This is a genomic window from Flavobacterium sp. MEB061, from assembly GCF_000834715.1.
GTDB lineage: Bacteria > Bacteroidota > Bacteroidia > Flavobacteriales > Flavobacteriaceae > Flavobacterium > Flavobacterium pectinovorum.
In genome coordinates, this window is the sequence record NZ_JXQR01000015.1 from 254,915 (window position 1) to 272,297 (window position 17,383).

The 17,383-nt window shown below is 34.7% G+C and carries 15 protein-coding genes; 3 read left to right on the forward strand and 12 right to left on the reverse strand.

The genetic code is table 11. The features are described from left to right. Positions 1 to 7: 7 nt before the first annotated feature. From RT99_RS08395 to RT99_RS08420, 6 genes are all read right to left on the reverse strand, one after another. Entirely contained in the window at positions 8 to 1,249 is a 1,242-nt protein-coding gene (locus RT99_RS08395) for an ATP-binding cassette domain-containing protein (protein WP_042564579.1), read from the reverse strand. A 105-nt stretch (positions 1,250 to 1,354) separates the two neighbouring features. After that, the gene (locus RT99_RS08400) at positions 1,355 to 2,206 is read right to left on the reverse strand and encodes a sulfurtransferase (protein WP_042564286.1); all 852 of its coding nucleotides are present in this window, start codon (positions 2,204 to 2,206) and stop codon (positions 1,355 to 1,357) included. 52 nt (positions 2,207 to 2,258) lie between these two features. Next, positions 2,259 to 2,648 carry a DUF1398 domain-containing protein gene (locus RT99_RS08405; RefSeq protein WP_042564287.1) on the reverse strand — a complete coding sequence of 130 codons (390 nt, stop codon included), beginning with the start codon at positions 2,646 to 2,648 and terminating at the stop codon, positions 2,259 to 2,261. Between the two features lie 133 nt (positions 2,649 to 2,781). Beyond that, positions 2,782 to 3,774: an alpha/beta fold hydrolase gene (locus tag RT99_RS08410; protein WP_117614804.1), complete on the reverse strand. Its 993-nt coding sequence runs from the start codon at positions 3,772 to 3,774 to the stop codon at positions 2,782 to 2,784. Positions 3,775 to 4,048: 274 nt separating this feature from the next. Beyond that, positions 4,049 to 4,891: a maleylpyruvate isomerase N-terminal domain-containing protein gene (locus RT99_RS08415; protein WP_042564288.1), complete on the reverse strand. Its 843-nt coding sequence runs from the start codon at positions 4,889 to 4,891 to the stop codon at positions 4,049 to 4,051. A 3-nt stretch (positions 4,892 to 4,894) separates the two neighbouring features. Beyond that, on the reverse strand, positions 4,895 to 5,758 hold the full coding sequence (locus RT99_RS08420; RefSeq protein ID WP_042564289.1) for a mechanosensitive ion channel family protein: 864 nt from the start codon (positions 5,756 to 5,758) through the stop codon (positions 4,895 to 4,897). 236 nt (positions 5,759 to 5,994) lie between these two features. Here RT99_RS08420 and RT99_RS08425 point away from each other — a divergent pair, with 236 nt between their 5' ends. Continuing rightward, the gene (locus RT99_RS08425) at positions 5,995 to 8,988 is read left to right on the forward strand and encodes a LamG-like jellyroll fold domain-containing protein (protein ID WP_042564290.1); all 2,994 of its coding nucleotides are present in this window, start codon (positions 5,995 to 5,997) and stop codon (positions 8,986 to 8,988) included. Positions 8,989 to 9,118: 130 nt separating this feature from the next. On the opposite strand, the gene RT99_RS08430 is transcribed toward RT99_RS08425, so the two are convergent. The 6 genes from RT99_RS08430 to RT99_RS08455 all read right to left on the reverse strand — a co-directional run bounded on the left by RT99_RS08430 (position 9,119) and on the right by RT99_RS08455 (position 13,851). Beyond that, entirely contained in the window at positions 9,119 to 9,556 is a 438-nt protein-coding gene (locus RT99_RS08430; RefSeq protein WP_042564291.1) for a thioesterase family protein, read from the reverse strand. Positions 9,557 to 9,630: 74 nt separating this feature from the next. Continuing rightward, positions 9,631 to 10,218 carry a hypothetical protein gene (locus RT99_RS08435; protein ID WP_131494907.1) on the reverse strand — a complete coding sequence of 196 codons (588 nt, stop codon included), beginning with the start codon at positions 10,216 to 10,218 and terminating at the stop codon, positions 9,631 to 9,633. A 6-nt stretch (positions 10,219 to 10,224) separates the two neighbouring features. Continuing rightward, positions 10,225 to 11,250, reverse strand: a complete 1,026-nt coding sequence (locus RT99_RS08440; protein WP_042564293.1) for a trans-acting enoyl reductase family protein — start codon at positions 11,248 to 11,250, stop codon at positions 10,225 to 10,227. Between the two features lie 49 nt (positions 11,251 to 11,299). Beyond that, positions 11,300 to 11,767, reverse strand: coding sequence for a hypothetical protein (locus RT99_RS08445; RefSeq protein WP_052483620.1), 468 nt, complete (start codon positions 11,765 to 11,767; stop codon positions 11,300 to 11,302). A gap of 33 nt (positions 11,768 to 11,800) precedes the next feature. Further along, entirely contained in the window at positions 11,801 to 12,511 is a 711-nt protein-coding gene (locus RT99_RS08450; protein WP_042564295.1) for an outer membrane beta-barrel protein, read from the reverse strand. Positions 12,512 to 12,579: 68 nt separating this feature from the next. Then, positions 12,580 to 13,851: a Na+/H+ antiporter gene (locus RT99_RS08455; RefSeq protein ID WP_042564296.1), complete on the reverse strand. Its 1,272-nt coding sequence runs from the start codon at positions 13,849 to 13,851 to the stop codon at positions 12,580 to 12,582. 369 nt (positions 13,852 to 14,220) lie between these two features. Between RT99_RS08455 and dnaK the strand changes: the two genes are divergently transcribed. Together dnaK and corA are read left to right on the forward strand one after the other, a co-directional pair. Continuing rightward, the gene (dnaK, locus tag RT99_RS08460) at positions 14,221 to 16,104 is read left to right on the forward strand and encodes a molecular chaperone DnaK (protein WP_042564297.1); all 1,884 of its coding nucleotides are present in this window, start codon (positions 14,221 to 14,223) and stop codon (positions 16,102 to 16,104) included. A gap of 195 nt (positions 16,105 to 16,299) precedes the next feature. After that, on the forward strand, positions 16,300 to 17,370 hold the full coding sequence (gene corA, locus RT99_RS08465; RefSeq protein ID WP_042564298.1) for a magnesium/cobalt transporter CorA: 1,071 nt from the start codon (positions 16,300 to 16,302) through the stop codon (positions 17,368 to 17,370). The last annotated feature ends 13 nt before the right edge of the window (positions 17,371 to 17,383 follow it).

The following is a 17,383-nucleotide window of genomic DNA, read 5'->3' on the forward strand; positions in this document are numbered from 1 at the left end:
TGTGTTTTTAATTCAATTCTGAATGGTATTTTATTTTTCCGATTGATCCTGTCGGAGTAGGAATAAGTTCAAAAACAGAAGTAGGAGCGAGGCCTTGTTCTATACGATGTGAAACGTATAAAATACTCACGTTTGTTTCTTGTTTTATAGTGTTGATAAGCTGAATTACTAAATCTACATTTTCATCGTCCAGGCCTTCTACAGGCTCGTCGAGAATTAATAATGGCGGATGTTTTAAAACGGCGCGAACAATTAACGCAACTCTTTGCTGCCCGATGGAAAAATCGATGAAACGTTTTTTTCTTAAATGTGTCATTTCAATTACTTCAAGCCATTGCGCAACAATTTGTTTTTGATGTGTGGTTGGTTCAATGTAAAGCCCGATTGAATCGAAAAATCCGGAGAGAATCATTTCTTCTAAAGTGTGGCTTTTTTGAAACAAATCGGTCATTGAAGTGGCGAAGATTCCAATTTGCTTTTTGATATCCCAAACGCTTTCGCCGCTTCCTTTTTTTCTTCCAAATAAAAATAAATCCTGGCCAAAACCTTTTGGATTATCGCCTGTTATTAAAGATAAAATCGTGCTTTTTCCGGAACCATTCGGGCCGATTAATTGCCAAAACTCACCTTGTTTTATGGTCCATGAAATGTTGTCGACGATTTTTCGTTCGTCATAACTTACAGAAACATTTTCTAGTTTTATTAATACACTTTCTTGAAAGGAATGCGTTTCTATGGCTTTTGGAATTGAAGCTGTATTTAAGGTTTTAAAGTGGCTTTCGGTTTTTGAAATGGGATGCAGTTCAAATGTATTGTCTTTAATCTGAGCTTTATTCGGAACAAAATTTAATACGTCTGTAACACGATTTACAATTTGAATAATAGCAATAATATTGGATAAATATTTTAACGATTCAGCCAAAATTACCCGCGAAGCCTGATCTAAATGATCAAACGGATTGTCGAAAATAATGAAATCAGGTTTTTGATTGATGCAGTATTTTAAAAACTCTTTCTTACGCTCTCCAGAAGAAAAAGTGCGTAATTGCCTGTGTGATTCCGGAGAAGCTTCAACAGAATCGTATTGGTATTCTTTTTCGATGAATTTTTCAATCGCAATATCAGAAAACAAAATTCCTTTTTGATTGTTAAAAACGGCTAATTCTCCTCTTGCTTCGCCAGAAAGTATTGTTTCTATGAAAGCTTTTTTATTTACAAGGTTTGATAAAAGTATATCCCAATGTTGCATTTTGTTAGTTATTTTTTTGCCACAGATTAAAAGATTAGCACAGATTTTTAAAATCATTTTAATCCTTTAATCTGTGGCTAATAATTATGAATTTTACTTCACGGTTTATTTTGTTTGTTGTGTAAACATGTCGCGATCGTTTCTCGACCATTCGCTCCATGATCCCACATAAAGTTTTGGAATCTCGATTCCCGCATAATCCATTGCTAATAAAGTATGGCAGGCAGTAACTCCTGAACCGCAATGTACGATTACATTTTCTGGTTTTATATCGCCTAAAATTTCAGTATATTTTTCAGCCAAAACTTCAGGTGATTTATAAAAACCATCTTCGTTTAAATTTTCACTAAACGGAACATTAATTGCGCCCGGAATATGTCCGGCGATTAAATCTAATGGTTCTGTTAAGCCATCAAAACGATTTTTATCCCTTACGTCAATTACGATATTTTGACTATTATTTCGGGCTTTTTCGACTTCTTCAATATCGGCAACGGCCAAATTCCATTTTGTGATGGGATAGTTGTAGGTTGGTTCAAAATTTTCAATTTCAGAACTTGTCTCAAAACCAATTTTTATTGCAGCCTGCAAACCTCCATTCAAAACCTGAACTTTTTCATGTCTGATTGATTTTAGCATCCACCAAAATCTGGCTGCGGCATTTGATCCGTTTTTGTCATCATAAATAATAATGTGACTTTGAGATGAAATTCCGAGTTTTGAAAGTACTTCTGCAAATTTTTCTAATGATGGCAAAGGATGTCTTCCGCCATTTGCAGGATTTTTTTCTACAGCTGCCAAATCTTTATTCAAATCGATATAGCGAGCACTTTTTAAATGTTCGTTTCTGTAATTTTCTTCGGCATTTGCGCCGGCTCGTGCATCAATTAAAACAATTTCGGATGAATCTTTTAGATTTAAAAGTTCTTCGGGATTTATAATGGGAGAAAGTTTCATTTGGTATAGGTTTGTTTTCTGGTATTGCTCAAATAAAAATTACCGTTGTTTATTAATCAGGGATTTTCTCGATCAATATTTCATATTCAGCCTTATCAAAATAAGTACAGGTCATGGCGATAATATCCACTCTCCATTTTGCGATTCCGCATTGTGCTGCATGATTACAAAAAGTAAGATAATCTGTTTGACCGTTCTGGTGCATTACCAAAAATTCGATAAAACGTTCTTTATTAGCAACAGCTTCAACTTTAATTTCAGGATATTTTTCGTCAGCACTAACATTATAATTGTTAACGCCGTAATATTCAACATGACCATCATTTACGAATGTATCGTAGCCTAAAACACCTAAAATAATTAAGTCTTGTATATAATTTGGAAAATCGGCTCCGCTTTTTACCTTGGCATGTGCTTCTTTTATTTGTTCGATTGTAAACATGATATTTTGGTTTTTAAGTTAAAGTTTGCCACGAATTGCACTAATTTTCACGAATTAATATTGAAGGTTTTGCGTATAAAAATTGGTGCAAATTCGTGTAATTCGTGGCGAAAAAAGATTTCGTGGTGAAAAATTATTGTTTCAAAAATACAATTAATGGTTTTATAAATTGATCGAAAGATTCAATATGTGGTAAATGCCCTGTGTTTGGAACTTCTATTAATTTTGAATTTTGAATTGTCTTTTGTGTTTTTTTACCTAATTCGGCATAATTCCCCATTGTTTTTCTAACTTCTTCAGATACAAATTGTTTTCCGATTGCGGTTTTATCTCTTGTTCCGATGATTAATAAAGTGGCACTTTTGATGTTTTTGAATTCGTAAACAACAGGCTGTGTAAAAATCATATCGTACATCAATGCCGAATTCCAAGCCACCCGATCGTAATTTGGTGCCGATGTCCAGCCCGCGCTAAGTTCTGCCCATTTCTGGAAATCTGCATTCCATTTTCCGTCATAATAATTCGCCATTTGGTATTTTTTTATGGCTTCGTAATTTTGTTTTAATTCGCTTTCGTACCACGAATCTATGGTTTGATAAGGAACAACGAGCTTCCAGTCTTCTAAACCAATCGGGTTTTCCAATACTAATTTTTCAGCTGTTTCAGGATACATCAAAGTAAATCTTGTGGCTAACATTCCGCCCATCGAATGCCCTAGAATTGTTGTTTTTTCAATTCCCAAATGATCTAATAATTTCTTGGTGTTTTGGGCAAATTGCTGAAAACTATACTGATAATTTTCGGGTTTTGTTGATTTTCCAAAACCAATCTGGTCTGGAACAATTACACGAAAACCTTCTTTTGTCAGGGCTTTTATGGTTGTTTCCCAATAAGCTCCGTTGAAATTTTTTCCGTGTAGCAAAACGATGTTTTTGTTGTTGTAATTATCTGGTTTAATATCCATATACGCCATTTTTAAAAGCTGGCGCTGATTGCTCAATTCTAAAAACTGAACAGGAAAAGGATATTCATAATTGGTTAAATTAATGTCAAGTGCTTTTATATTTTCTTTCTGCGAAAAACAAAGAAAGGGAAGGAGAAGAATTATAAATTTCAGATTTTTCATTTCAGTTTAGTGTTGGTTTGCTTTAACTATAAAATTAAAGTTTACCATTTTAAAAGCAAAACTTAAAATCTTAAAGTTATCAGAAAATAACAGTTTTGCATTATGCCATAACCGACCGTCTGGGCACAAATATTATAAATCAATTTTAAACACAAATTGCACGAATTGTCACTAATTTTAGTTTGTGAAATTAATTTCACAAACTAAGCTAACTATTAGAATTTGTGCAAATTCGTGCAATTTGTGTTTGCTCTTTATGCTTTATATCCAGGCGCTATGCCATAACGGCAATAATATTTAAGGCAACTTCACCTAATTTTTGATCACCAATAATTTCTACTTTTTGTTTTGCATCATCCGGGGTTATTCCTTTTGAGAACAATAGCCAGGCATCATCAGGATTTATTTTAATAATTGCAGTTGGTTTTTCTTCAAAGGATTCAATAAATTCCCACTGTTTTTCTTTTTTAATTATGCTCCATTCACCTCCAATTTCAGTCTTTACAATCAAAGTTACAATTGTGCCTTTTTGTGCCGAAACATCCCGATAAGTGTGGGGTAAAGCATACATGAAAGTGCTGATAAACGGATAGAATAATTCTTTGGTAAAAAGAGCCTGTTTGCCAACAGCATTTCGAATTTGTTGTTGGTGCAGAAATTTTTCGGTGTATTCCCGGGCAATATGAAACCAGTTTAATGAAGTTTCTTCGCCAGCCCAATCGACTGAAAAGATGGCATCGTCAAAAGGATCCAGTGTTTTTAAATGAGCAGAATATTGTTTCCCGGTACTTTCTAATAATTCAATTATAACATTCGGACTAAGTCTTTTTGTAGCGTTTGTCCAGGTCATATTGAGCTGATTTAAAAAGTCGACCAGATCACTGTATGAATTAATATTTTCAGTCTTTTCTCCAAAATAATGATCTCTTGAAAAAGATAAACCTCTCAGGTTTCCGTCAAGTAAATGTGAAGCGATATCTTTTACTATCCATTTTTTTGCAACAGTTCTGGCATTCCATTCATCTTCGGTTAATGATTTTAAAAGTTGAATTAACAAATCATCAAGAATAGAAAAAAGAGGTAAGGTTTTTATCGGAACAATTTCAGAAGATTTCATAAACTAATTCGCTTTTGATGTTTTTATGTCGTTATTTTTAAGTGTTACAACCTGTTGCGGATACGGAATATTAATATCAGATTCATCAAAACGTTTTTTAATACTTTGCAATAAATCGCAATACATCACAAAACCATCTGTAGAATTTTTGGCCCATGCCCATGCTTTTAAAGTAACGCTCGAATCTGCAAGAGCAACAACGCGTGCTACAACCAAAGGTGTTTTTTGTTTCTTGTTTTCGGCTGTTCTGGTATCGATAAAAAGAGGATGTTTTGCAATTTCATCTTTCATGATTTTCAATGCTTTATCAATATCTGATTCGTAGCCAATACCAATTTCAATGATTTTGCAGCATTTAGTATCGTGCATATTCGTGTTTACAATAATCTGATTGCTGATGACAGAATTGGGAATAATGATCCGGTTGTTTTCGGCATCTTTTAAAACAACTTGTCTCAGGTTTATATCTTCAACCGTACCCACAAAATTGTTGATGGTGATTTTATCGTTGATTCGGAAAGGTTTAAAAATCACCAGAAAAATGCCGCTTACAATATTGCTTAAAGCTTGTTGAGAAGCAAGACCTGCGACCAGGGAAATCATTCCCGCTCCGGCCAGAAAAGAATGCCCAATGATTTTAAATTCAGGAATTTGAATTAAAGCAAAAGCAAATCCCAGAATATAAATTACGGTAATAATTAAGTGTTTTAAAAACTTAAAACCAGTGGCATCATATTCTTTATTGCTTTGTTTTCGATACAAAAAATAGCGAAGTACTTTATCTGTTACTGCACCCAAAACAATGGTTGTAAGAGCTATTATCGCAATGAAAAAGCCAATTCTAAAGTCTTTTGTAAAATCGATCATGCGCTTTAAGTTTTGTTAAAATTCTAAAAAGTTAGAAAAGCTAATTTACGAAGTTTTCCAGCTATTAGCGTAATTGTTGTGTAAAGTATTGCAAGACTTTTGCTTAAAAAAAAATATTTTTTGCTGGTTTTAAAATTATAATTAATTGATAACTAATAGGATAAAGCAGGATAGGACAGGATGGTCTCTTTTGAGCTTATAAGTAAATTAGTTATACTAACATATAACCAAAATTTATGAAAAAAAGTAACCTACAATTTAAGTTTTTGCTTAAATTATTTATGATCTACGGATTTATTAACAGTTTTGTTAATCTGCAGGCTCAAACATTAGCATTTCCTGAAGCAACTGGTTTTGGGCGATTTACAACAGGAGCAAGAGGGGCTGCAAATCCTCAAATTTATTTGGTAACCAATTTAAACGACAGCGGTCCGGGTTCGTTTCGCGATGCCGTTAGTCAGGAAGGACGATTTGTGATTTTTAAGGTTGGGGGTATTGTAAACTTGCAAACTCAGATTGTTGTGGCAAGTAACACGACGATTGCAGGACAAACTGCAACAGGCGAGGGAATTGTGTTTTTGGGACCAAGAGTTACTTTTACAGGAGCCAATAATACGATTGCCAGATATCTTAGAATTCGGTATGGCGGAACTGCCCAAAATCAGGATGCATCGGGACTTGCAAATGGCGCCAATATGATTTTTGATCACATGACTTTTACTTGGGGAACCGATGAAGTTTTTTCTATAAACTGGGATAGTAAAGGCGTGAGCCCCGATAATATTACGATTCAGAATTCTATTATTGGTCAGGGATTGCATCGCCATAATCATTCGGCGGGCGGATTGATACAGCCTTCCGGCGGAAAAATAAGTTTGATTGGAAATTTATATATCTGCAATAAGACACGTAATAATAAAATTAAGGGAATTAATGAGTTTGTAAACAATGTGGTTTACAATTGGGGAAATTACGGTAATACCTACGGACACACAGAATCTGGCGATGCATACATTATGGGTGGTGATTCTGCAGGAAGTTCTGATGTAAATATCATTAATAATTATTTTATTGGCGGACCCAATACTAGTACAACTATTTCGACTCCTTTTAACCGCGGAAACGATAATTTCTCCTTGTACGGATCAGGAAATTACTTTGATAACAATAAAGATGGGGTTTTAAACGGAACTTTGGTTCCCGCAGATTTAACGGGATATCCTACAGGAGATATTTCGACGATATTATCAACTTCATATGATTACCCAATGAAGAATACTACGTTAAGCGCTCAGGATGCTTATAATAAAATAGTTGAAGGTGTTGGAGCTTCGTACCCACGACGTGATCAGGTTGATAATTTGATGATTTCCGATTTGATGTCGAAAGGAACAACGGCAACCTATGTTTATGTTCAAACAGATTTGACTACTCAATTTGGATTTATAAACGGTGGTGCAGGTCATGTTTATGGCGCGCCGGCTCCTTTGGATACTGATAATGACGGAATGCCGGATGCGTGGGAAGACGCAAATGGACTGAATAAAAACCTTGCCGATGCTTTATTGGTTAGTACATCGAATGCGCCTTATCTGAATATTGAAGTTTATATTAACGGATTAACGAATGAAACGCCGGCTTCTTTTATTATTCCGCCATCAAATATAAATTTTACGAATGTTGTATCGACAGAAATTCCGGTTGCTAGTTCCTTAACCGTTAACTGGATTGATGGAACTACAAATGAGGATAATTATGTTGTGGAGCGTTCAACAAATGGCACATATTTTACAGTAATTGCTACATTAGACGCTAATATCACAAGTTATAATGATACTGGTTTAACACCAAATACTACCTATTATTATCGTGTTAAAGCAACCAACAGTACTGAATCTTCGGTTTATGAAACTACTTCTTTAACTACACCGCCAATTCCTTTACCGCCAACTAAGACCACAGCTCCAAGCCCTGCTTCGGGATTTATGAATGCTGAATTGTCGGGCGGTAACTTGACTTTGAAATGGAGCGGGAGTTCAAATACAGTAAACTATGCTGTATATTTTGGCACAGATTCTTTAAACTTAACCAAATTAGGCGATGTTGCTTATACTGCAAATCCATCTTATCAGGTTGCGGGTTTAAGTTCTGCAGTAAATTATTATTGGAGAATTGATGCCGTAAATGATAAAGGAACTACAACCGGCGATGTGTGGAATTTCCGTGCGCTTACACCAGGTCTTGTTGGGCATTGGCCGTTTAAGGAAACTGTTTCTCAGGGAGAACAAATTGCAGATATTACATCTTATGCCAATTATGGCACTTTGGATATTGTTTTTGATAATGCCAATGTAAGAGTACCCGGAAAAGCAAATAATGCGATTGATTTTGCAACATCGGCAAATGATAAAGTTATGGTGAAGATTCCAAATCAGGAACATTTATTGTTTGATAAAAGTTCGTTTACGATTTCATTTTGGATGAAAGCGGCTCCGGCTTTATTGCCGGGTTCTTCGGCGACCAGTATTTATGTTTTGTGCAAAGGTTCGTTTACCAAAAACACAACAACAGGAGCAACCGGCAGAAGATATAATATAGAAATCAAAGGCGGACTCTTGCGTTTTGCCATTGATGATGATAAAACGAAAAAAGAAGTAACAACAGCCGCCACCAAATATTTTACAGACGATTGGGTAAATGTTGTGATTATGAGAGATGTTCCTGCTCATAAAATGAGAATTTATACCAATGGCGTATTTTCGGCTGAATTGGATGAATCTGCCGTAACCGGAATTTCTGAAGAAACGGATTTAATAATTGGAAATATTGGAGAATTGGAACTTGCATCAGGAACTGCGCCTGCTCCTTATAAGGGACAATTTGATGAGCTTCAGGTATTCAATTATCCTTTAAATGCCACTGAAGTATTGGGATTATTTAATCAGGAATTTTTAAGTACCGAAAAATTTAGCCAGAATAAAAATGCAGGAATTGTATATCCAAATCCCGTGAAAGATCAAATTTTCATTAATATTCCGGATCATGCATCGTCTTATGCAACGGCAACTTTAAGCGATATGACAGGCAAAATTATTCTGAAAGAAAAAATTGCTTCTGATGGAAACGGGCTTTTTACTTTAAATATTTCGAATAAAAAAATAGCAGGAATGTATGTTTTGAATATTTCTTCGGAAGATTTAAACAGAACTTTTAAAATTGTGGCAGAATAAAGAATTAAATGAAAATCTGTTAACATAGCCAACGGTTTCAACCGTTGGAGCGCAATATATTGTATCCCACGGTTGAAACCGTGGGCTATATTATATAGAGTTTTAAGCAATATTGATAGTTATGATTAAATTAAAGCCCAACAAAATCATCACTTTTTGGGAAAATACTTAAAGCTTCGATAGCAATTTCCGGTGTTGGAGAAGCTAATTTACGCAGTTTTGTATCCATCCAGGCGCCATCAACAGTAATTACGGCACAAAGTGTATCGTCTTCTTTTCTAAATTCGTGAATGATGGACCAGCGTGAAGCATCGGCTTTCATTTTTGATGTTTTAGTATGAATGAATATTTTGTCTGAAAGTTTTAATTCTTTTCTAAAAACACATTCTTCTCTAAATAAAACAGGACCAAAACCCTGTGTTTGCATTACTTTTAAAGTTAAGCCTAATTCTTCTAAAATTTCGATACGATGCTGTGCACCAAAATCGTAATAAGCACTATGACGAACGTGAAAATTAGGGTCAAGATCTGACCAGCGAAAAGATATTTGTTTGATAAATGAAGCCATTTTTTATTTATAATTTTATGAAAATCGAAATTACAAATAAAAAAGGAAAGGCAACTTTTTTGAAAAGTTAAATCTTAGTAATACTCTGTTTTAAAAGGCGTAAAATCCTGTAGTTTTGGCAACGGCCGAATCATCATTTTCGTTTGGTTTTTGGTTTTCGGAAAATCGTCTTCGCCGTAAGGCTCTGTTGTTTTTATTCTGATTCCGGTTGAAAGATTAAAATCAACCATTCCCATTGTTCCCTGACCGTCAGAATACACTTGGGAGAAACCAATTAGTTCAAAATTCCCATTTTGATATCTGAATTTATGTTCAAAATTTCCACGGATAAGTTCATTATGAATGCTTAAAATTCCTTTTATAATTGTTATTTCATAAAAAGAATTTCCGTTGTAATAACCGTTTCTCCCTTCTGGAAATTGCTGATCTATTGCTTTGATTGTAGAAATTATTTTTTTGAAAGTACCATTGGTTTCTGCGAAATAAATTTCGAGTTTATATGGCGCTGTTTCACTTATAGTATCTTGTAAAACCTGAACGTAATCAATTAAACCATCTTTATTTAAATCACCTTTTACTTTTGTAATTTCTTTGGTGAAATTATTTTGAGCAGAAAGCATTACTGAAAAAAGAAAGACAAACGGAAATATAAACTTGGGCATTATAAATTATTTTAATTTTGATTCTTCAATGACAGAAATTGTTATGTCATCTTCATTTAATGATTGTAAAAAATCAGGGGCGTCAAATACTTCACCAATTGTTGTTACACCGGTTTTCTTCAATTTTCCTGATAATATCCTGTTTACAGTTTCAACAACCAATGGTGCTGTAACGGCATATATATCTTGGCCCTGTGCCAAAATAGTTCTTTTTGTATTGTCTTTTGTTGCAACAACTTCCAAGCAAAAAAGCTGAGAGGATCTGTTCTTTTCATCGGTCGGTTTTGGTTCGGGAGTTGCTGTATTTCGAAGATCATCTAATGAGTTTTGGCTCAGGAAAGTATTAATGGAATTTACCTTTAAATGACGCGAGATCGTAATAATTTCTGAAAGAGGCAAAGCCACAACATCTTTAATTCCGATTGGATTTTTAAAATCCCATTGTATTGGAGCACTCGGCTGGAGTTCCTGTAAACGATTGTCTTTTAAGGTTAATCTTGTATAATGATTTCTGTCTCCGGTTAATCTTGTTCCTTTTGTAGGATGCCAGGAATCCAGACCAATATAAACATTTATCTCGTCAATTGTGTCCCAATCCTGAGTTATGGCGGTGCTTAATAAATCGGCCAATCCGCCGTAAAAAGCAACGGCAGGAATTACTGAAATTTCGTTTGATTTTGCTTTTTCCGAAAACTTTTCAAATACATCTAAAACGGCTTTTTGTTCGGCACTTAAATCTATATAATGAATTCCTAATCGCAAAGCCGATTGAATGATTGGTTCTGCAGTATCTAAAAACGGACCAGCGCAGTTTATAATAACTTTTGTTCCGGAAAATGCTTCGTCTAATGATTTTGAATCACTAATATCTGCCGCTTTTATCGCTGAATCCGGATATTGTTGCTGCAGCTGTGATAACTTTTCATAATCTCTTCCGGAAAGCATTAATTTGTAGCCTTGCCTTTGAAGTTCAGCTGTAATTAATTTTCCGGTATGTCCGTAAGCGCCGTAAATTGCAATGCTGTTTTCCATTATTAGAAAGATTTATTTTGTTTAAAAAGACTGATTTATTTGAGAAAAATTAAATGGTTTCTAAATTATCCCATTCATATTCTATCTTATTTAATTTTATATAATACGGGATAAGAAGAAGAATTTCGATTCGAATTTGAATATGACCATCTCCGGTTGTAAAGGGAATTATGAACATGGAAGCGATACAAATTACAACCCCACAAAAGGCATCGATTTTACCAATCGAGATTGCATTTGGTTTTTCAAACCAAAGAGAATAAGCGGCAAAACCTTTAAATACTGCAATTGCAATAATGAAAAGTCCGGTACCTGTATATGCATTGTTGCTTGAAAAACCATAAATGGATAAGTCAATATTTGATATAAATAAGTTACCAATTAGCGAACCTGCAGCACAAATGCCCAAAAGCATAAAAATCCAGCAAAAGGTTTTAATCCACCATGGCAAAAGTTTTCTTCTGATGACAGGCGGTTTGTCAAATTCGTTAAATTGGCTTTCTAATTCCTGATCCATTATATTTATTTTTCTTGTTTGTAAAATGATTTCTTAGAAAACCTGATAGGTTATTCCAAATCTGAAAATCTTAGAATATGCATCATTTGTGCCTCCAACATAGCCGTTCATATAATTTAGCAATCCGAAAGAATAGCCCATATAAACACCAAATTTTTTATAATCTGTCGATACCTGAATTCTTGGGCGAAAATCGGTACTTATTGTTTTTCTGTCTATAGAGGTTGTATAGTTGTTTCCGTCTTCATCAGTAGCGTCTCCACATTCTTTGGTGTTTAAAATGCTGGCAAAATCAAAACCGGCTACTAAATCAATTGGTAATTTTGATGCATTAAAACGATATCCTATAAAAGGATTTGCATTTATGGTATTGATGCTCATAATTGTTTTTCCGGAGGCAGGAACGTTATAACTAGTTACTTCATCATACAGAGATATAGAGTTTATCGAAGTTTTGCTTCCTATGTTTTCGTACCCTAAACCAATCCCGTATACAAAGTTAGCTTTGGTTACTCTTTTTAAATTTACAGAAACACCATAAGAAAGTACATTTTTTGAGCCATAAGGGTTGTTTGTGTATCCTGAATTTGAGTTGTTATTAAAGTTTATAGACGAAGAAGATTCTGCTCTTTCTCCGCTAAAAGAAGAAAGTCCTGAATCCAGAGACACTCTCAATTCGGTTTTTTGGCAATATGAATTTGAATAAATTAGAAGAGAAAATGCAAATACAAGTAACTTTTTCATTAGGTTTTTGGTTTTGTTAATGGAACGCTAATGTAGCTAAAATTGTATTATATGTTATTTGCAAATTGTTATTCTTTTTGCTCTTCTTCTTTTAAATTCAGCTTTTTCACAATCCACGGAAGTGTCAGTCCTTGCCCAATAAGCGTTAAAAGCACAACGGCTACAGAAATAAATATTATGGCATTTCGTTGGGGAAAAGGAGTTCCGTCTTCGAGGAATTTCGGCAAACCTAAAGCGATTGCAAGAGAAACAATTCCGCGCATTCCGGACCAGCTGATAATGAAACTATTTTTGGTATCGAGTAGGGCATGTTCGCTTACTTTTCGTCTTTTTTTATCATTATTTTGAAAAGCTTTTTGAAGATTAATTTTTTGAAGAAATATCCTTACCATTCTGGTCAATAATGCTACAGCTGTTATAACGGCTGCATAACCTATGTATGGTAAAATCATATCGTTATCAATATCTTTTAGGATATATCTAAAATTTAGCCCGATTAGGATAAAGATTAATCCGTTTAGAAGGAAAATAATGATGTCCCAAAGGCTTTTTGAACTGTCTTTTAAGTTTTGAGGAAAAATTTTATTGCTAAAACGGGATATTGCCAAACCTAATACTACAACAGCAATTACTCCGGAAACGTGAAGATGTTCTGCAATTAAATACGTTACAAATGGCATTAAAAGCATAAATCCAATGGTAGCGTTGGTGTTTTTATGGACTTTGGTAAGAATGATGGATAAAATTTTTGCCATAACAAAACCAACTAAAAAACCTCCGCCTAATAGTAATACAAAGTTAAGTGTGGCTTTCCAGATTATAAATGCAGAGCCCATTGCGGCTGCCACGGCAAAACGATACGCAACTAAGGCTGAGGCATCATTAATAAGACTTTCTCCTTCGAGTATTGTAATGGTTTTTTCGGGTATTCCTAAACCTTTTGTTATGCTTACTGCTGCAACGGCATCTGTGGCAGAAAGTATGGCGCCGAGTACGAAAGACAGTGGCCAGCTCATGCCGGGAATCATATAATGTGAAACGACTGCGATCCAAAATGTGGTTAGGAAAACCAATGGTATTGCCAAATTACTTATTGTACCCAGGTTTGTTTTAAAATGTTTTGGAGAAATATTAAAAGAAGCATCGTATAAAAGTGGCGGAAGAAATATCAGAAAGATAATTTCGGGATTGATTTCGATTTCGCCCATTGAAGGTATGAAACCAATTGCGATTCCGGCAATTACTAAAAGAATTGGATAGGGTAGTTTTACTTTATCGGCAAATGCAGAGAGACCAATTACGATGGCGAGTATAAAAATAATAATGCTGTAGTTTTCCATTTTTTTAATTTAGAAAAATGCTAATGTAAGTATTTCAGGATTTAATTGAAAATATTGGAAAGATATTAAACTGTCATAAGAAAATGATTTTCTTATGAAACTGGATGCCCTAGCCCTGATGGGAGCGGCATCCTTTTGTGCCGGGGTTCGGCACAAAAGATACAGCGGACAGCAGGAAACAGCTCCTTATAATGACACGTAAAGTACTGATATGCCATGATTGTCAGGTTTTGAAAATGTCATGTTGTCAGATGATTTTTATTGCGCCGACATGAAACTGACAATTTACTTTGGTTTTTTATATTGGCACAAAGATTGACTTATGCCACCTGAGTTATAAAATGTATATCAAAATTAAATATATAAAAAATGGGTAAAATAATCGGAATTGACTTAGGTACGACGAACTCTTGTGTTTCTGTAATGGAAGGTAACGAAGCAGTTGTTATTCCTAACGCAGAAGGAAAAAGAACAACGCCATCTATCATCGCTTTTGTTGAAGGTGGAGAAATTAAAGTAGGTGATCCTGCAAAAAGACAAGCGGTAACGAATCCTACAAAAACGATTGCTTCTATTAAACGTTTTATGGGACACACTTTTGCTGAAACTCAGGAAGAGGCAAAAAGAGTTCCTTACAGTGTTGTAAAAGGTGACAACAATACGCCACGTGTGGATATTGACGGTCGTTTATACACTGCTCAGGAATTGTCAGCAATGACACTTCAAAAAATGAAAAAAACTGCTGAAGACTATTTAGGTCAAACTGTAACTGAAGCGGTTATTACTGTTCCTGCTTACTTTAACGATGCACAACGTCAGGCTACTAAAGAAGCTGGAGAAATTGCTGGTCTTAAAGTTATGCGTATCATCAACGAGCCAACTGCTGCTGCACTTGCTTACGGATTAGATAAAAAAGGAACTGATCAAAAAATTGCTGTTTACGATTTAGGTGGAGGTACTTTTGATATCTCTGTTCTTGAATTAGGAGACGGTGTATTTGAAGTATTGTCTACAAATGGTGATACTCACTTAGGTGGAGATGATTTTGACCAGGTTATTATTGACTGGTTAGCTGACGAATTCAAATCTGAAGAAGGTATTGATTTACGTTTAGATCCAATGTCATTGCAACGTTTGAAAGAAGCTGCAGAGAAAGCTAAGATTGAATTATCATCTTCTGCTGAAACTGAAATCAACTTACCTTACGTAACTGCTACTGCTTCAGGACCAAAACACTTAGTGAAAAAATTGTCTAGAGCTAAATTTGAGCAATTATCTGATACTTTAGTAAAACGTTCTATGGAGCCAGTTGCTAAAGCATTAAAAGATGCAGGTTTATCTACATCTGATATCGACGAAGTAATCCTTGTTGGAGGTTCTACTCGTATGCCAAGAATCGCTGACGAAGTTGAAAAATTCTTTGGTAAAAAAGCATCTAAAGGAGTTAATCCTGATGAGGTTGTTGCTATTGGAGCTGCTATTCAAGGTGGAGTTTTATCTGGAGATGTAAAAGATGTATTGTTACTTGACGTTACGCCTTTATCTTTAGGTATCGAAACTATGGGTGGTGTATTGACTAAATTAATTGAGTCTAATACAACTATTCCAACTAAAAAATCTCAAGTATTCTCTACTGCTGCTGATTCTCAACCATCTGTTGAAATCCACGTATTACAAGGAGAAAGAGCTATGGCTGCTGATAACAAAACTATCGGTCGTTTCCACTTAGATGGTATTCCACCAGCACCAAGAGGAGTTCCTCAAATCGAGGTTACTTTTGATATTGATGCAAATGGTATCATCAAAGTTTCTGCAACTGATAAAGGAACAGGAAAATCTCACGATATCCGTATCGAAGCTTCTTCTGGATTAACAGCTGAAGAAATCGAAAAAATGAAAAAAGATGCTGAAGCTAACGCTGACGCTGACAAAATAGCTAAAGAAAGAGCTGAGAAATTAAACGAAGCTGACAGCATGATTTTCCAAACAGAAAGTCAATTGAAAGAGTTAGGAAGCAAACTTGCTGACGATCACAAAGTTGCTGTAGAGTACGCTTTAACTGAATTGAGAATGGCTCACCAATCTCAAGACATTCCAGCTATTCAAACGGCTCTTGACAACATCAATGCAGCTTGGAAAACAGCTACAGAAGCTATGTACGCTCAAGGAGATCAAGGTCAACAAGCAGCTCCACAACAAGAGCAATCGCAAGGTGACAATGTTGAAGACGTTGAATTCGAAGAAGTAAAATAATTCTTCTTTAATGATAATGAAAACCGGACTAGTGATAGTCCGGTTTTTTTGTGGCCAGAAATGAACGTACTGTATTGTAGAGATGCAATGCAGTGCGTCTTACGCATATAGATTGTTAGGGAATTCACAAAATGACAATTGTCATTTCGCGTTCGAATTCTTTTTTGTAATATTACTATATAATTGATTTTTTGAATGAGAAAGATAAAATACAAGAAAGGGCGCAAGCTTCAACATATCACTTTAGAGTATACAGGCTCTCATAAAGATCATGAATCTGAGATGCAGCTTTTTGTATATGATAATGAAGACGTTATTGAATATGATAAATTTACTATTCTGGCTTTAAATACATGTATAGATTACTCTAAGAATAACTGGCTGAATATCCACGGATTAAATGATATTAATCTGATAAAAACGATTGGGGCGCATTTTAAAGTGGATGATTTTTTGCTGGCAGATATTTTAAATACTACTAAAAGAACCAAATTACAAGAGCAAGAGGATATCTTGTTTTTTAATATAAAATCGCTTTTGCCATCTGAATATTCAGATAATATAAGTGTCGAACAGCTTAGTTTTATTCTAAAAGATGGAGTTTTAATTTCATTTCAGGAAAAGCGTAGTGATTTTTTTACCCATATTAGAGAGCGTATTCGCACACATGCGGGAATTGTTCGCACAAAAAAAGTCGATTATCTATTGTATTTACTCTTGGATGCTGTAATGGAAAATTTTTACATTACAATTGAAGACGAAGAGGATAAAATTGAAGAATTAATCAATTTGACCAAAAAAGGAGCAGATCCGATTATTCTGGAAAAGATTGAAAATCATCGTGATAATTTCAATTTTTTAAAGCGAGCCATTGTACCGCTTCGGGATTCGTTGTATTATTTGAAAACGATTAAAGATGATGATACAAATAAACTCATTCAAAAAGATACGTTTAATTTTTTTATCAGATTGCATCAAAAAAGTTTAGAGCTTTTAGAACAAATTGAATCGGATATGAGTTCATTAGAAAGTGCTTCAAATTTTTATTTTTCGGAACAAAGCCGAAAAATGAATGAGATCATGAAAACGCTAACAATCATTTCTGCAATCTTCATTCCGCTTACTTTTATTGTGGGAGTTTATGGAATGAACTTTGATTATATGCCGGAATTACGTGCCAGAAATGGCTATTTTGTTGTCATGGGATGCATGTTTTTATTGGTCATTGGCCTTATCATTTATTTCAAAAAAAGACGTTGGTTTTAACGTTTGTTTCAGT

Coding starts and splice junctions, on each gene's coding strand:
- RT99_RS08410 (WP_117614804.1), bottom strand. CDS start 3,774: ATGAAAAATCTGAAATTTATAATTCTTCTCCTTCCCTTTCTTTGTTTT.
- RT99_RS08455 (WP_042564296.1), bottom strand. CDS start 13,851: ATGGAAAACTACAGCATTATTATTTTTATACTCGCCATCGTAATTGGT.
- RT99_RS08435 (WP_131494907.1), bottom strand. CDS start 10,218: ATGCCCAAGTTTATATTTCCGTTTGTCTTTCTTTTTTCAGTAATGCTT.
- dnaK (WP_042564297.1), top strand. CDS start 14,221: ATGGGTAAAATAATCGGAATTGACTTAGGTACGACGAACTCTTGTGTT.
- RT99_RS08450 (WP_042564295.1), bottom strand. CDS start 12,511: ATGAAAAAGTTACTTGTATTTGCATTTTCTCTTCTAATTTATTCAAAT.
- RT99_RS08415 (WP_042564288.1), bottom strand. CDS start 4,891: ATGAAATCTTCTGAAATTGTTCCGATAAAAACCTTACCTCTTTTTTCT.
- RT99_RS08440 (WP_042564293.1), bottom strand. CDS start 11,250: ATGGAAAACAGCATTGCAATTTACGGCGCTTACGGACATACCGGAAAA.
- corA (WP_042564298.1), top strand. CDS start 16,300: ATGAGAAAGATAAAATACAAGAAAGGGCGCAAGCTTCAACATATCACT.
- RT99_RS08400 (WP_042564286.1), bottom strand. CDS start 2,206: ATGAAACTTTCTCCCATTATAAATCCCGAAGAACTTTTAAATCTAAAA.
- RT99_RS08430 (WP_042564291.1), bottom strand. CDS start 9,556: ATGGCTTCATTTATCAAACAAATATCTTTTCGCTGGTCAGATCTTGAC.
- RT99_RS08395 (WP_042564579.1), bottom strand. CDS start 1,249: ATGCAACATTGGGATATACTTTTATCAAACCTTGTAAATAAAAAAGCT.
- RT99_RS08405 (WP_042564287.1), bottom strand. CDS start 2,648: ATGTTTACAATCGAACAAATAAAAGAAGCACATGCCAAGGTAAAAAGC.
- RT99_RS08425 (WP_042564290.1), top strand. CDS start 5,995: ATGAAAAAAAGTAACCTACAATTTAAGTTTTTGCTTAAATTATTTATG.
- RT99_RS08420 (WP_042564289.1), bottom strand. CDS start 5,758: ATGATCGATTTTACAAAAGACTTTAGAATTGGCTTTTTCATTGCGATA.
- RT99_RS08445 (WP_052483620.1), bottom strand. CDS start 11,767: ATGGATCAGGAATTAGAAAGCCAATTTAACGAATTTGACAAACCGCCT.